The sequence below is a fragment of the Lentzea chajnantorensis genome, assembly GCF_054300775.1.
In genome coordinates, this window is the sequence record NZ_JBSDZT010000002.1 from 3,058,606 (window position 1) to 3,073,508 (window position 14,903).

Genomic DNA, 14,903 nt, shown 5'->3' on the forward strand with positions numbered 1-14,903 from the left:
CCTCGGGAACCAGAGCCGCCTGGTCCCCGAGGCGCATCGGGAACTTCTGGTGTCACACCCCTCCGGTGACACACGCTGATGCGCAGGTCGGGTCGCAGCCGTCGTCGGTTCCGTTGGTGCAGGGGTTCATCGCGGCGTCAGCCGGGACATCGGTGATGAACTCCAAGTGCTCCAAGGCGAACAGGTCGTCTGCGGCGATGGGCTCGTCGAGCATGATCAATGACATTGGCATCCCCTGTTTGTTCGTCGGTTCGACATCAACCTGACTGGAAAGCGTTGTGGTGTAACGACATTCGAGTCAGGGCTTGCCGGGTGAACTCATGGGTGAGCACCCGGAAGTCATTGCGGCCCCGCTGGGCCGGTGAACCACCAGCTCTGGTCGACCTGCAGTACGTCGGTCGCGGTGGCCAGTTCCTCGGTGTCGGCGTCCGTGTCGGGTGCCAGTTCTGGTGTTGTGGCCGCGAGCATTTCGGGTGTGATGACGGGCATCTCGATGGTGTCGAAGTTGTTGCCAGGCCAGTCCCACGTGGTGCCGTCCTCACTCCACTCCAGGTGCAGCGGTCGTCCTTCGGCGGCGGCGTTCTCCAGCAGTTCGGGAACCGTCATGCCCCATTGGTTGCCCTCGCGGTAGGCGTGCTGAGCGGCCATGGCGCTCACCGCCAGCGGCTGCTGTCGTCCACCTTCGTCCCGACTTTCTGCAGGCAGTCGTCGCAGTAGCTGCCGCTCGGCGACTTGCCCGCCTTCTCGATGTCGAGCACCCGGCCGCACTCGGTGTCCACCGTGCCGTCGCCAGGACCGGTGCTGTCCCCGATCGCGTGGGTCAGGTTGTCCAGCGGCGAGGTCCACCAGACGTGGCCGCTCACCGGTTCTCCTGGCGCGCAGCAACGCGAAGGCGAGCCTGCCCGCCGTAGGTCGGCAGGCTGGTTGCGCGGATCGATGCGGCGAGCCGGTCACGGGCGGCCAGCCAGCTCGGATCGGTGGCGAGCGATTCGAGTGCACCGCTGCCACCGGGCGATCGAGCGGGATCGGCGTTGGGCAAGGACATGGTCGGCGTCTCCGTTCACGTACGGCGCGACCCGCATTCCCGAAGAACTGGGACGCGGATCGCTGCTCGTAGGGCTCTGCGCCGGAAGGGCCGACCAGATCAGCATGGTGTCGGCGTCGACAAAGGCGCAGGACGAGGTGGGCGCGGCGTCACGGCCGGAGCGTCGGGGAGCAACCGGCCGTGACACCGCAGCATGCGAACGGAAGGTGAGGACCCGCGCGACCTGATGCGACAACGTTCTCAACAGCAAAGATCCCACCTGGTGTCACCTCCCGTATCTGGAAAGTGACGCTAGGTGGGACCTTGGATCGCTATTTCACAACTTGTGAACGGGCGGCGTGGATCACCCGGATGGGGCTACACCGACCCTATAGGCCAGGCCACGAAGGTCACGGCCGCCGGCCTCACGCCTGGCTTGGGCGAGCAGGCCAGCAACGGACTCGCGGACGAAGACGTTGTTGCGAACCTTCTGCGGAGCCAGCTTCTCCGCCTCCAGAATTGCGGCGAGGCCCTGATCGCGGTGTTTGCGCTCGGTGAGCAGACCGCGGCCGACGTCGATCCAGAACTGGGCCTGACGCGACTTGGACACACCGGCTGGTCGCACGGTTGAGGCGATCTCGCGGACCTTCGCGCCCACGCCGAGCTCCAAGCCGATGGACACCTTCCAGATCCCGACGTTGGTGCGGCCGAAGTTGGTCTGCATCCACGGGCTGACATCCGGCTCGATCCGATCCGCGAGCGCGGTGGCCTCGGCCAGGTGGGTCTGGGCGGCGTCGGCGTCTCCCCGCGACGCGCACGCCAGGGCCGCGGTGAGGTGCGCGAGGCCGTGCACCTCTACCCGTGCACCAGGAACCTGCGCGGTCTGCACGGCGAGGTCGTACTGGCGAGATCGGTTGGTGCCACTGATCAGCTGCGCGCGCTGGTAGGCGGCATACGACAGCCAGACCGGGTCGTCGAGCTCCTCGGCGGCCTCACGCATCCGTTCCACCGCCAGCACAGGCAGCCCGGCCACGCCGAGGTCGTGGGCGAAGTAGGCCACCGCCTTGTAGGTCGCGATGAGTCCCACCAGGGCAGCCGTGCGCCGCTTTGGGGCGTTCGCTGCGACGAGCAGGTCCCGGATCAGTGAAGGCAGCAATGCGCCCTGGGCGGCGTAGTCAGCGTTGGGTCGCAGAGTGAGGTTGAGCAGATCCAGCTCGGTGCTCACCTGCTGCCACGGCCGCGCCGGTGCGTCGGGCACCTCGCCGATCCGCCATGCGGTCATGGCGTCTTCGACCTCGAAGATGTGGCCGTGGGCTTCTTCCGAGGCCGCATCGGTTGGCGCATAGGGTTTACCGGTCAGCTCGGCCGGCGATACGCGTAGCGCGTTGGCCAGCGCCTCCAGCGTTGCCCGCTGGTTCACTGGTCGCAGCCCTCGTTCGATCATGCTCAGGTAGCTCGGTGCCATGCCCGCGAGCTGAGCTGTCGCGGTCAGACTCATCCCTCGGAAGGAACGGATCTCACGAACCCGCCGGCCGACGTGCGTCTCGTCCACCGCCACCTGCCCTCGTCGGAGGATAACCTTCAACCGAGATACCCCTGGCCGACAGCCGGGAACCGCACCTCTCGCACGCCAGGCTAGCTGGCCTCCGCTGAGCATTAACCACGGTCCGTCACAAACCTTCCTTATCGTGGTGGTCAGACGGCTGTCGTCAGACCTCAGGGATGGTGGTGATCCCGGGCGTGACTTGCGTCGCGCAGTCGACCTGCCAGCCAGTTGCCATCGGAGTCCCTCTTCGTGCTTGCGGTGGTGGGCTAGTTGACCACTGCAACGACTGCCTGCCTGGCTCCACGCCAGGAACATGCATTACTAGCTCAGGTCACCCTGTCGACGACTTCATCAAAGGGGGCCTCGCTCACATCACGGCGCTCGCGGACGTCGGTCTACGACGGGGTGTCGGCGTGAGGGAGCCTGGGCGTGGAAGCGACCGACATCCTGGAGTTGCCGTCCTTGCTCAAGGGAATGCCTGCGTGATCCACTTCAGGCGAGTCAGGTTCCCGTACCGACCTGCGTGTCGCGGCAGCACCCGAAGTGATCCGCGCTCCAGGGGTCGCACCAGCACGATCGACTGAGATGATGTGCTGATGGCGTCGCCGAGTTCTCGCAGGGTGTACCTCAGTTACACGCCTGAGCTGGGCCAGTACCCGGCTGACAGGTCGTTCGCATCGGCTGCCTCTGCAGGCGTGAAACGGGTCGATGACCAGCCGGTTCATACGGGCGGTAACGAGCTGACCACAGCCGATGTATTCATCCTGATTGCAGGCTTCAAGTACGGGCCGATCGCACATCAGCACCCCGAGTTGTCGCTTCCCGAACTGGACTTCGAGATCGCAGGTGAACTCGGGCTTCCCCGCCTAGTGTTCCTGCTTGACGAGAGTGTCGTAGGACCAGCGTCAATGTTCATCGACCCTGTCGGAGGTTCACGACAGCTGGGCTTTCGACGCCGCCTCGCTGGCACCGTCCTAACTGCCAGTGTGTCGTCGCCTGAGCAACTTGAGCAGGCGGTGCTGCAATCGTTGTTGTCCTTGCCGAAGCCGTCCAGTAGCCGGCGCGTCTGGAACGTTCCACCTCGTAATCCGAACTTCGTAGGTCGCACAGATATCCTGAATCAAATGTCTATCATTGGCGGTACTAGCGTACTTGTTGGTCCTGCTGGAGTAGGTAAGTCTCAGATAGCGTTGGAGTACGCATATCGAAACTTCGACCGATACGACGTCACCTGGTGGATACCGTCGACCTCTTCGCGAGCTGTTGAGGCCGCGTTGGGTGATCTGGCAGTAGCGCTCGGGCTCTGTAAAAAGCCGGACAAGTTGGACGTTGGCGCGCTGCGCAAGTATCTCCTATCTAGTCATAACTGGCTCATTATATTTGACGACGCGTCCAGGCCTGACCTAATACGCGATTTTATTCTTATTGGAGGTGATGTTCTAGTAACCGCTGATCACTGGGACTCTCTCGACCCCGGTGTCATAATCAAGGTTCCGCCTTTTGCGAGGTCGGAGTCCGTTGAATTGCTCAGTTCAAGGCACTCTTGGATTGATAAGCGCGGAGCTAGCCTTATTGCGCGAGCTGTTGATGATTTGCCATTGGCAGTTGTGATGAGCAGTGATCTATTGCGCAATAGTGGGGCGACTGCCGACGAGCTTCTTCGAGATTTGAGCGAGGATGTACAAAAAACTATTGGCCACCCACATGGGGGCCAGCTGCGTGCAAGCGTACGGGTTCTAGTCGATCTTGTCCTCAAGGATCTTGCCAAAGAAGACCGTGCGGCTCCGCAACTACTTGAATTCGCGGCATGGCTAAGTCCGCAGTCGATCCCTTTGGGTATCCTCGCTAGCCATGCTGAATTTTTCCCTGCGCCACTTGGGCGCGCGGTAAAAGATCCGCTGAGGATTGCGCAACTGACGGACGCGATCACAGTACGAGCGTTGGGTGTCGCGGCACCGCGCGCACTGACAATTCAGCCACTAATTGCGGATGAATTGCGGCGGCGGACTGAAGGTCACGAGCCTATGGTGGGCGGATGGCCTGCTATTGCGGTGCGCGTATTTCGGGCAGCAATGCCGAGCGACCCGACAGAGTCTGCCGTGACTCGGCGACTTTGGGGAAATCTGCTTGAGCACGTACTCACGGTTACCGATGATCGTCGACGCTTGGACGTGGTATCCGACGAAGTGGCTTGGTTGCTCGACCGGGCCGCCCAGTATTTTGAATATATAGGCGATTTTGTTCAAGCGCGGGAGATTCAGCGGCGTGCGACCCGACGCCTGCAAGCTAAAACATTCTCTCAGGGTGTGCGCATGCTGACGCGTTTGAGGGAGCAGTTTGAAATGGCTGCTGAGCTGTACGGTCGTGACTCCTCAGATGCGCTTGCTGCTGCGAGTGATCTTGCACTGGCCCTACAGGAACAGGGTCAATATAGTGAAGCGCTCAACCTGTATAGGGACATCGCCGGGCGTCGTAGAAAAACGCTCGGTCCCAGTCATCCGGATACTCTGGCATCGACTAACGATCTCGCATTGGCCCTGCAGGACATCGGTAGGTATAAGGAGGCTGCGGCGCTCCACGAGGAAGTTGTTTCTATCACTCGGGCAACGCATGGGATGGACGCGCCAGGGACACTGACGGCGATGATTAATTTGTCGTCCGCGTACCGCGAACTTGAGGAGTATCAGAAGGCGCGGGTCCTTGATTCCAAAATACTTGAGGGTTTTGAAGTTACACTTGGTGATCACCATCCGCGCACCTTGCTTGCAAAGATGAGCCTAGCTGCAGATCTTACCGGGTTGGGCGATCACGCCGCAGCTCAAGCGATCAATCTTGATGTTGTTGATGACTACGAACGACTTCTCGGGTCCGATCATCCTGATACGTTGGTCGCGACGACTAATCTCGCAGCCAACTGTTTTGCGCTTGGCGACTATCAGACTGCGCTGGAGCTCGATGAAGGCGTTCTGCGGCGATCTGAACGTGTTTTGGGTCCTGATCATCCGGATACTCTACGGGCCTCGAATAATCTCGCTGCGGATCTTCGTGCGGTTGGTGAGTATGAAGCGGCGAAGCAGCTCAGTCAGGATGTTGTTGAGGGGTACACGCGGGTTTTGGGTTCTGATCATCCGGACACCCTGCGGGCTTTGAGTAATCTCGCTGCGGATCTTCGTGCGGTTGGTGAGTATGAAGCGGCGAAGCAGCTCAGTCAGGATGTTGTTGAGGGGTACACGCGGGTTTTGGGTTCTGATCATCCGGACACCCTGCGGGCTTTGAGTAATCTCGCTGCGGATCTTCGTGCGGTTGGAGAGAATGAAGCGGCGAAGCAGCTCAGTCAGGATGTTGTTGAGGGGTACACGCGGGTTTTGGGTTCTGATCATCCGGACACCCTGCGGGCTTTGAGTAATCTCGCTGCGGATCTTCGTGCGGTTGGAGAGAATGAAGCAGCTAAGCAGGTCGAAAATCTAATATCTAGCTATGGCAGTGCCAATATTCAACACATTCGACCTGCGGTAAGGGGTCGTCGATGAGTGATTCAAGTTGGCGGGTTCCGGGGCGTGTGCGACCTCGTCACACACATCTAATTACCGGCTCTGGAAGTGCACTCATCGGTGATTATTACAACTTGTCCAATGAAGCCGCGATTGTTGCATCTCAAGTACGCCAGGTTTTCACTCCGCATCAACCAATCCGTGACGGAGAGGTTCTTGCGGGTCGGTCTGCCGAAATCGGTAGGCTCATCTCTGTGCTGAATACTCCTGGTCAGCATGTTCTGCTGTACGGCGAGCGTGGCGTAGGAAAGAGTTCCTTGGCGATCGTCGTTTCAAATACTTATGCTCAGGCAATTACGACGGTACAGAAATTTTTCCTTAAGCGTTGTGATCACACTGATACTTTTGAATCGATATTCCATGAGCCGTTAGCGGCTGTTGGGGTTGATGTCCTGCGGGTTGAGTATGTGACGCAGGAAAGTAGAACTCGCAAGAAGGAAGCCAAGGTAGTTGATATCGGCTTTGGTGTCGAAGCACAGTCTTCTTTAGCTGCCACCTATCGGCCAGATGGCACCATTGGCGCGTCCGAAGCGGCACGGCATCTATCGCGTCTCACGGGTTTTATGCTTATAGACGAGCTGGATGTTGTGAGCGATCCGCTAGTGCGCAAAAAGATTGCGGAGCTGATCAAACATCTTAGTGATGCTGGCGCATCATTCAAGCTTATGCTTGTAGGGATTGCTGAAACGGCGGCTGACCTTACAGATGGCCACGCATCGGTGCAGCGTGCGTTGCGTGAGACCAAGCTGCAGACGATGCAAGAAGGTCAGCTGCGCGATATCGTTCAGCGAGGGGCGTCGGCGCTCGGATTAGTTTTTGATGAAAGTGTCACGATTGCCATCGCTCGGCTTAGTGCTGGCTATCCGCACTTCACGCATCTGCTTGCGCTCAAATGCGCAGAGCATGTGATTCGGGCAGGTCGTAAACAAATCACAATGGCTGATCTTCCGCTTGCAATGACTGCGGCAGTCGAGGATGCCGAGAGTACCTTGCGGCATGGTTACACGGAGAGTATTAGATCGCAAAGTAAGTCGTATAAAGACGCTTTGACTGCGGCGGCTTCGATTAGCGATGAAGAGTTTTCGTTGGCGGAGCTGCGTAAGGCGATGAATGGCGAGAATCCGTCCCCGATGCTACGAAAATTGGCGTCGGAAGATGGGTCGACAATTCTTAAACGGGTCAGTCGCGGCATATTTCGGTTCACTGATCCTCGGATGCGCAGCTATATCCGTATTATTCACCTCATGGTCGAACCTGTTGTTTGATAGGTATTTCGCTGCTCGGCTGGTGTCGTCACTTCATCTCGGCCTTAAGTTTTGCCGCGATCTTCGGCGACAAGCCGCGGGAGCAGTTGGTTACTTCGCGAACCCACGCCGGAGTGATGTTCACGTCCGGACCCAGGTGTTCACGAGCTTCGTTGATGTAGTCCTGCATCAACTTCCGCGGGCGCTTGGGCGGGACCTCGGCGGGAGGATCGACGCGTTCATGAACGGCTGAGGGAACCTCAAGGAGTTGCTGCTCAGCGGGTTCATGAACGGTCGCCGTCTCGCGGATCAAGGTCAGCAGGAGTTCATAGGAAAGGCCGAGTGCGACTGGTGGCCACGCTGCCACGAGGCGGCCGATCAGCGTCGGCTCGGCGGCCGCGACGTTCGCGGCGAGCGACACCAGCAGTCCGAGGATGAGGCCGCTCCAAGCGAGAGCGCTTACCGGTTGGCCGGCCCGCTTGCGGGTGAGCATCACCAAGGACGCCGAGACGAGCATGCCGTCGACCGAGATCGGCAGGATCCAGGCCTTCCATCCTTCACCGGCATCCGAAGCGAGCGCCCGCATGTGGTCGAACGAGACAACGGCAGCCACGGCTGCGACCGCAGCTACGGCGACTACGCACGTTCTCTTGATCCAGATCGTGGGTTCGTTCACGACAGCCACCGATCCTGCTGAGGCTCCGAGCAGGTGCACGGGGTGAAGTTCCAGGTGCGGCGTCGAGCTGCGTCCGGGCCGGACAGGAAGTTCGTCGCGTCGCGCAGTTTCTCCGCCGCAGCGCGAGACTCGTAGCAGCGCTCCGGAGAAGTCCAGCCGTGCGGATGGATCCGTGAGACCGGCTCGGAGTAGGAGAGGTGAACGCGGCTCATCGTGACATCACCGCTGGGTGGCAGCGCGGGCACAGGGATGACCGGGTTCGGTCTTCGTCGAGCCAGACGACGCGAGCAGACACTGGATCGGAGTCGCGAGCGTCGCACTCGCCGCAGACCGTCGAGCGCCCGCCGGGCGCGCTCGGCGCGGGACGGTTCCTCGGACGGTTAAGGGAAGGATCGGGTGCAGTGCTTGCACCCCGTCGCGTCGTTGATTGCACCTCGTGGCGCGCGGACTGCACCCCGTCCTGCTCAGCGAGGTGCAAGACGTGCACCTCGTCACACATCGCGAGGTCCCAGCCCTGCGGACGGCGGTCGGCGCGCTTGATGTGCGCGGCGAGGATGACCGGGTCCGACGGCTTGATCAGGCGCAACGCGTGAAGACGATCAAGGGTCGTGCGCACGGTTCGCTCGGACAGGCGGGTGTAACGGGTCAGCGTCGCGACCGAGGGGAACGAATTTCGCCCGAACGGGTCAGCGTGGTTGGCGAGGCCGATGAGGACTACTGCGAGTGAGCTTGAGTCCTTGCGGTTGGTTGGGATCGGGGCGCTGTTGAGCGCCCACGCGATCGCTTCGATGCTCACGGCGTCACCGCCGTGATGAGGGTCATGCGGCACGATGTGCGCACGGTCGGACCTCCACGTCCGATCGAGGCCCCGTCCCGCTGCTGGAACAGCGAACGGGGCCGCCTACGTCGGTAGGCGGCCCCGTTCGGCCAAGATCACCAGCCTCGCTCGCGCCATTCGGCGAGCTTCGGACGCTCGACGCCTAGGGTCGAGTCGTCGCCGTGACCTGGGTAGAACCACGTGTCGTCGGGCAGTTTGCCGAAGACGCGCTCTTCCAGGTCGGCCATCAGGCTGGCGAAGTTGTCTGGACTTGTTGTCCGCCCAGGACCACCCGGAAAGAGTGAATCTCCGGTGAAGAGGTGCGGGCGGCCGTCCGGGTCGTCGTACAAGATCGCGATCGAGCCCGGGGTGTGGCCGCGCAGGTGGATCACCGTCAGGGGGACTTCTCCCACGTCGATGGTGTCGTTGTGGTCCACGAGGACGTCCGGTGCGACGGGGAGGACCGCGGCGTCCAGCTCGTGGGCGGCGGTCGTGCAGCCGTGGGTGGTGGCCAGGGGTTCGAGTGCCTGCCAGTGATCGGCGTGCTGGTGCGTGGTCACGATCGTGCGCAGGGCCGGGCGCGTGGGGAGTTGGTCGAGCAGGGCGGACAGGCGCTCGTGGTCGTTGGCCGCGTCGATGAGCAACGCCTCGTTCGTGGACCGGCAAACGAGCAGGTAGGCGTTGTTGTCCATCGGTCCGACGGAGATCTTCGTGATGGTCAGCGCGGGGAGGGTGCGGCTGGCCGCGGGGCCGCCGGGCTCGACGTGACCGGTGTAGTTCTCGAGTACGTCCACGGTGGCTGACGGTAGTCGCTCCGGGCCGTGCGCCGCACACCTTCAGGTTGCATACAGGTTGCACTCATAGGGTAAGTAAAGGTCGACAATCCGTCGCCGCGTACTCCGAAGGCACCAACCCGCATCGACGAACAGGTCCCCACCTCTCGTGATTCCAGAGCAACGACACAAGTCCCGGACGACCCGGCGGGTCAGCTGGGACGTCCTCAGGGTCGTCGCCATCGGATGCGTGCTGCTCCACCACGCCACGCTCACGAGCGTCAGCAGCCACCCCGACCTGGGGCCGTTGCCGTTCACCTTCCCGATGTCGATGGGCGCCAGCACCCTGATGGTCGTCTCGGCCTTCTTCGCCTGCGCCACCCTCAGCCACGGCCGGCCGGGCCGCTTCGTGTGGAGAAGACTCGCGCGGCTGCTGCCCGCCTACATGGCCGCCGTGCTGCTCACCTACGCCGTGCAGAGATGGGTCGCGCCGGAGGGGTGGAGCCAGCTCGACGGCCGTGACGTCGTCTACAACCTGCTGCTCGTCAACCAGTGGTTCCCGGACGTCGACATCGTCGACTTCGCCTACTGGACGGTGCCGGTGCAGATCTGCGCGTTCGTCGCGGGTGCGCTGCTGGTCAAGCGGCTGCACGGGACCGGGCTGCGGGTCTTCCTGTGGGGGCTCGTCGTCACCCCGCTGCTGCTGCGGCCGTTGCTGGACCACTCGTACGCGCTCTTCACGATCTACAACGGGTTCGCGCTGCACCGCGCGCAGCTCTTCGCCGCAGGGATTGCCATCTGGCTGTGGTCCAAACACCGGATGGGCACGGCGCACCTGGGCGCACTGCTGACCGCCACGTTGGTGGCACAGGCGGTTCACACGACCGAGTACGGATCGACGATCGGCTTCGGCGTGCTGCTACTGCTCGTGTGCGCGGCGGCCGCTGGACCCGATTGGGTGTTCTTCAACCCGGTCCAGCGGGCCGTCACGTGGCTCGCGGGCATCTCGTACGGCGTCTACCTGGTGCACCAGCAGATCGGCACCGTGGTGATGGACCGCATGCACAACGCCGGGCTGCGGTCCTGGTGGCTGCTCGCCGGCTTCCTCACCTCGGCGGTCGTGCTCGGCTGGGCGCTCACGAAGTTCGTCGAACGGCCCGCCTACCGGCTGCTCACTCAGGCCCAGTCGGGCAGTTCCGGCAGCTCGCCGCGCAGCTCGGAGCCGTCGGAACGGCCGGTCAGCCACGCCAGCACGGCGCTCGCCGGCCCGCTCACCGAGCTGCGGCTCTCCGGACCGGTGAGCTCCCAGCTGCGCTGAGCGCCGCCGGACAGGGTGACCTCGACCGAGAACGCGTCGACACGGCCCTCGAACTGGCGCAGGACGTCGTCGAGGAACTCCTCCACGAGGTCGGCCGGCAGGTCGTCGAACGTCACGCCGGCGTCGAGGTCGACCAGGTGGATCCACAGCTCGCGCAGGCGCAGGAACGGCACGGACGACGCCGGGATCGACGCGCCCTTGGGCGAGGCGACCTCGGAACGCCAGGCGTGCGCGGGCAGGTCGCGGCAGGCCGCGTCGAAGCGCTGGCAGGCGGAGTCGAGGTCGGCCCTGATCACCTGCAGCAGCCTGCGGGAGCCCTCCTCGATGTCGGCGTCGCGGTCCGCGCGCGACGCGTACGCCTGGTGCTCGACCCCGGTCTTGGCCCAGGTGAGCAGGTTCACCAGCGCGTCGGCGTTGCGCGCGAGGTGGGTGACGACGTGCCCGCGGGTCCAGCCGGGCAGCAGGCTGGGGCCGCGCACCGCGGTCTCGTCCAGCTCCTCGACGACCTCGTACAGCACGTCCGTCGCCTGCCGCACCGCGGTCAGGTGCCGGTCGGGCACTCCCCGCGGCGACGGCACCGACGTGTGCTGCGTGGACGGCGTGTAGGTCATGTGCTGCCTCTCCCCGACGTTGAGGCTGATCGAAGTGCCCAGCCTAGGAGGTAGAGCCTGTTCAGGGGAATGCGGAAGCCGCCCGATCCGTTTTTGTCGGTGGTGGCACCTAGCATGGTTCGCGGGTCGGTCACAGCCTCCGGAACGGTGCTAGTACGCTTCGAACGCTTGTTCGGAAGAGTGTGGCGTGAGTGACCCGCCAATCGCAGCCGAAGGGACCCCAGTGGCAGACCGTCTTGTCGTTCGCGGCGCCCGCGAGCACAACCTGCGCAGCGTGGATCTCGACCTGCCGCGGGACAGCCTCATCGTCTTCACGGGGCTGTCCGGCTCCGGCAAGTCGAGCCTCGCGTTCGACACGATCTTCGCCGAGGGGCAGCGCCGCTACGTCGAGTCGCTGTCGGCGTACGCGCGCCAGTTCCTCGGGCAGATGGACAAGCCCGACGTCGACTTCATCGAGGGCCTCTCGCCCGCGGTCTCCATCGACCAGAAGTCCACGAGCCGCAACCCGCGCTCGACCGTCGGCACCATCACCGAGGTCTACGACTACCTGCGCCTGCTCTACGCCCGCGCAGGCAAGCCGCACTGCCCGCAGTGCGGTGAGGCGATCGGCAAGCAGACGCCGCAGGAGATCGTCGACCAGGTGCTCGCCATGGAGCAGGGCACCAAGTTCCAGGTGCTCGCGCCGGTCATCCGCGGCCGCAAGGGCGAGTACCTCGACCTGTTCCAGAACCTGCAGTCGCAGGGCTACTCGCGGGCGAAGGTCGACGGGGTCGTCCACGCGCTGGGCGAGGTGCCGAAGCTCAAGAAGCAGGAGAAGCACCACATCGCGGTCGTCATCGACCGGCTGAGCGTCAAGGCGTCGTCCAAGCAGCGCCTGACCGACTCGGTCGAGACCGCGCTCAGGCTCGCCGACGGCCTGGTCGAGCTGGAGTTCGTCGACCTGCCGGAGACCGACCCGAACCGGGTCAGGGGCTTCTCGGAGAACCTGGCCTGCCCGAACGGCCACCCGCTCGCGATCGAGGACCTGGAGCCGCGGTCGTTCTCGTTCAACTCCCCGTACGGCGCCTGCGTGGTCTGCACCGGCATCGGCGTGCGCAAGGAGGTCGACCCGGAGCTCGTGGTCCCCGACGACGAGCTGACGCTCGAAGAGGGCGCCATCGCGCCGTGGGCAGGCGGGCAGACCGCCGAGTACTTCACGCGCCTGCTGCAGTCGCTCGGCGAGACCATCGGCTACCGGATGGACCAGCAGTGGCGCCACCTGCCCGCGAAGGCGCAGAAGGCGATCCTGCACGGCATCGACGAGCAGGTGCACGTCCGCTACCGCAACCGCTACGGCCGTGAGCGCTCCTACTACGCCAACTACGAGGGCGTGATCCCGTTCCTCGAACGGCGCCAGGAGCAGACCGAGTCCGACTACATGCGGGAGAAGTACGAGGGCTACATGCGGGAGGTCCCGTGCCCCGCGTGCGCCGGCACCCGCCTCAAGCCCGAGATCCTCGCGGTCACGCTGCACCACGGCAAAAAGGGCGACAAGTCCATCGCCGAGGTCTGCGCGATGAGCGTCGGCGAGTGCTCGGACTTCCTCGACGGCCTCAAGCTCGGCAAGCGCGAGTCGATGATCGCGGGCGCGGTGCTCAAGGAGATCCAGGCCCGCCTGCACTTCCTGCTCGACGTCGGCCTCGACTACCTCTCGCTCGACCGCGCCTCCGGCACGCTGTCCGGCGGTGAGGCGCAGCGCATCCGGCTCGCCACCCAGATCGGCTCCGGCCTGGTCGGCGTGCTGTACGTGCTGGACGAGCCGTCGATCGGCCTGCACCAGCGCGACAACCACCGGTTGATCGAGACGCTGACCCGGCTGCGCGACCTGGGCAACACGCTGATCGTCGTCGAGCACGACGAGGACACGATCCGCACTTCCGACTGGGTCGTCGACATCGGTCCCGGCGCCGGTGAGCACGGTGGCAAGGTCGTGCACAGCGGCCCGTACAAGAAGCTGCTGAGCAACAAGGAGTCGATCACCGGCGCCTACCTGTCCGGCCGCAAGTCGATCCCGATGCCCGCGAAGCGCCGCAAGATCGACAAGAAGCGCCAGCTCACGGTCGTCGGCGCGCGCGAGCACAACCTGCGCGGCATCGAGGTGTCGTTCCCGCTCGGCTCGCTCACCTCGGTCACCGGCGTGTCCGGCTCCGGCAAGTCGACGCTGGTCAACGACATCCTCGCGACCGTGCTCGCGAACAAGCTCAACGGCGCCCGCCAGGTGCCCGGCCGGCACACCCGGATCAAGGGCCTGGACCTGGTCGACAAGCTGGTGCAGGTCGACCAGTCGCCGATCGGCCGCACCCCGCGGTCGAACCCGGCCACCTACACGGGCGTGTTCGACCACATCCGCAAGCTCTTCGCGGCGACGACCGAGGCGAAGGTCCGCGGCTACCAGCCGGGCCGGTTCTCGTTCAACGTCAAGGGCGGCCGCTGCGAGGCGTGCGCGGGCGACGGCACGATCAAGATCGAGATGAACTTCCTCCCGGACGTCTACGTCCCCTGTGAGGTGTGCAAGGGCGCGCGGTACAACCGCGAGACCCTGGAGGTGCACTACAAGGGCAAGACGATCTCCGAGGTCCTCGACATGCCGATCGAGGAGGCCGCGACGTTCTTCGAGCCGATCAACGCCATCCACCGCCACCTGAAGACGCTGGTCGAGGTCGGTCTCGGCTACGTGCGGCTCGGCCAGCCGGCACCCACGCTGTCCGGTGGTGAGGCGCAGCGCGTGAAGCTCGCCTCCGAGCTGCAGAAGCGGTCGACCGGCAAGACGGTCTACATCCTCGATGAGCCGACGACGGGTCTGCACTTCGAGGACATCCGCAAGCTGCTGGGCGTCATCAACGGGCTGGTGGACAAGGGCAACACCGTCATCGTCATCGAGCACAACCTCGACGTCATCAAGACGTCCGACTGGATCGTCGACATGGGTCCCGAAGGGGGCTCCGGCGGCGGTATGGTCGTAGCAGAGGGCACACCCGAGCAGATCTCGCAGGTGGAGGAGAGCTACACGGGGCAGTTCCTGCTGCAGGTGCTCGGGAATGAGGAGGTGTCGGCGGCAGGGTGATGATCCCACTCGATGCGCTGGCCCACCGCGAGCGCGCCCTTGCGGCGTCGCGCGGCGTGCCCGTGGCGTACCCCTTCAGCCTCGTTGAGGCGCTCGACATGTCGGAGCAGGCACTCCGCCGTGTCGCGGCTGTCGGCTGGTTGCGAACCCTGGAACGGTTTCCCCGCCTCGCCGACAAGTGAACTAGGCGCCGCTCGGGTCCTGCTTGAGCGGTACTGGAGCCGAATTCCCGGTCGTGGG

The 14,903-nt window shown here is 63.7% G+C and carries 13 protein-coding genes and 1 pseudogene; 5 read left to right on the plus strand and 9 right to left on the minus strand.

The features are described from left to right. Positions 1-52: 52 nt before the first annotated feature. The 5 genes from ACVDFE_RS15770 to ACVDFE_RS15790 all read right to left on the minus strand — a co-directional run bounded on the left by ACVDFE_RS15770 (position 53) and on the right by ACVDFE_RS15790 (position 2,582). Positions 53-214, minus strand: coding sequence for an FxLD family lantipeptide (locus ACVDFE_RS15770; RefSeq protein ID WP_143022882.1), 162 nt, complete (start codon positions 212-214; stop codon positions 53-55). A gap of 125 nt (positions 215-339) precedes the next feature. Further along, positions 340-657: a hypothetical protein gene (locus ACVDFE_RS15775; protein WP_458430881.1), complete on the minus strand. Its 318-nt coding sequence runs from the start codon at positions 655-657 to the stop codon at positions 340-342. After that, on the minus strand, positions 654-863 hold the full coding sequence (locus ACVDFE_RS15780) for a hypothetical protein (RefSeq protein WP_458430882.1): 210 nt from the start codon (positions 861-863) through the stop codon (positions 654-656). The genes ACVDFE_RS15775 and ACVDFE_RS15780 overlap by 4 nt, the downstream gene beginning before the upstream one ends. Next, positions 860-1,045 carry a hypothetical protein gene (locus ACVDFE_RS15785; protein WP_439660588.1) on the minus strand — a complete coding sequence of 62 codons (186 nt, stop codon included), beginning with the start codon at positions 1,043-1,045 and terminating at the stop codon, positions 860-862. The genes ACVDFE_RS15780 and ACVDFE_RS15785 overlap by 4 nt, the downstream gene beginning before the upstream one ends. A 343-nt stretch (positions 1,046-1,388) precedes the next feature. Beyond that, positions 1,389-2,582 (minus strand): helix-turn-helix domain-containing protein, encoded by a 1,194-nt coding sequence (locus ACVDFE_RS15790; protein ID WP_458430883.1) that lies wholly within the window; start codon positions 2,580-2,582, stop codon positions 1,389-1,391. Positions 2,583-3,265: 683 nt separating this feature from the next. Here ACVDFE_RS15790 and ACVDFE_RS15795 point away from each other — a divergent pair. Next, positions 3,266-6,100: a tetratricopeptide repeat protein gene (locus ACVDFE_RS15795; RefSeq protein ID WP_458430884.1), complete on the plus strand. Its 2,835-nt coding sequence runs from the start codon at positions 3,266-3,268 to the stop codon at positions 6,098-6,100. Between the two features lie 95 nt (positions 6,101-6,195). Next, complete coding sequence (locus tag ACVDFE_RS15800; RefSeq protein ID WP_458430885.1) at positions 6,196-7,386, plus strand: nSTAND1 domain-containing NTPase; 1,191 nt, start codon at positions 6,196-6,198, stop codon at positions 7,384-7,386. A 28-nt stretch (positions 7,387-7,414) separates the two neighbouring features. On the opposite strand, the gene ACVDFE_RS15805 is transcribed toward ACVDFE_RS15800, so the two are convergent. From ACVDFE_RS15805 to ACVDFE_RS15815, 3 genes are all read right to left on the minus strand, one after another. Further along, a complete protein-coding gene (locus tag ACVDFE_RS15805) occupies positions 7,415-8,080 on the minus strand; it encodes a DUF2637 domain-containing protein (RefSeq protein WP_458430886.1) in 666 nt (221 codons plus the stop codon). A 169-nt stretch (positions 8,081-8,249) separates the two neighbouring features. Further along, positions 8,250-8,837: a helix-turn-helix domain-containing protein gene (locus ACVDFE_RS15810; protein WP_458430887.1), complete on the minus strand. Its 588-nt coding sequence runs from the start codon at positions 8,835-8,837 to the stop codon at positions 8,250-8,252. Between the two features lie 137 nt (positions 8,838-8,974). After that, positions 8,975-9,652: an MBL fold metallo-hydrolase gene (locus ACVDFE_RS15815; protein WP_458430888.1), complete on the minus strand. Its 678-nt coding sequence runs from the start codon at positions 9,650-9,652 to the stop codon at positions 8,975-8,977. A 148-nt stretch (positions 9,653-9,800) separates the two neighbouring features. On the opposite strand from ACVDFE_RS15815, the pseudogene ACVDFE_RS15820 reads away from it, so the two are divergent. Next, a pseudogene (locus ACVDFE_RS15820) lies at positions 9,801-10,760 on the plus strand (acyltransferase family protein); the annotation flags it as partial. 47 nt (positions 10,761-10,807) lie between these two features. On the opposite strand, the gene ACVDFE_RS15825 reads toward ACVDFE_RS15820, so the two are convergent. Further along, positions 10,808-11,560 carry a maleylpyruvate isomerase family mycothiol-dependent enzyme gene (locus tag ACVDFE_RS15825; RefSeq protein WP_458430889.1) on the minus strand — a complete coding sequence of 251 codons (753 nt, stop codon included), beginning with the start codon at positions 11,558-11,560 and terminating at the stop codon, positions 10,808-10,810. Between the two features lie 223 nt (positions 11,561-11,783). Between ACVDFE_RS15825 and uvrA the strand changes: the two genes are divergently transcribed. Then, entirely contained in the window at positions 11,784-14,663 is a 2,880-nt protein-coding gene (gene uvrA, locus ACVDFE_RS15830; RefSeq protein ID WP_360397807.1) for an excinuclease ABC subunit UvrA, read from the plus strand. After that, the gene (locus ACVDFE_RS15835) at positions 14,660-14,845 is read left to right on the plus strand and encodes a hypothetical protein (RefSeq protein WP_360397809.1); all 186 of its coding nucleotides are present in this window, start codon (positions 14,660-14,662) and stop codon (positions 14,843-14,845) included. Before uvrA ends, ACVDFE_RS15835 begins: the two co-directional genes overlap by 4 nt. Positions 14,846-14,903: the final 58 nt, after the last annotated feature.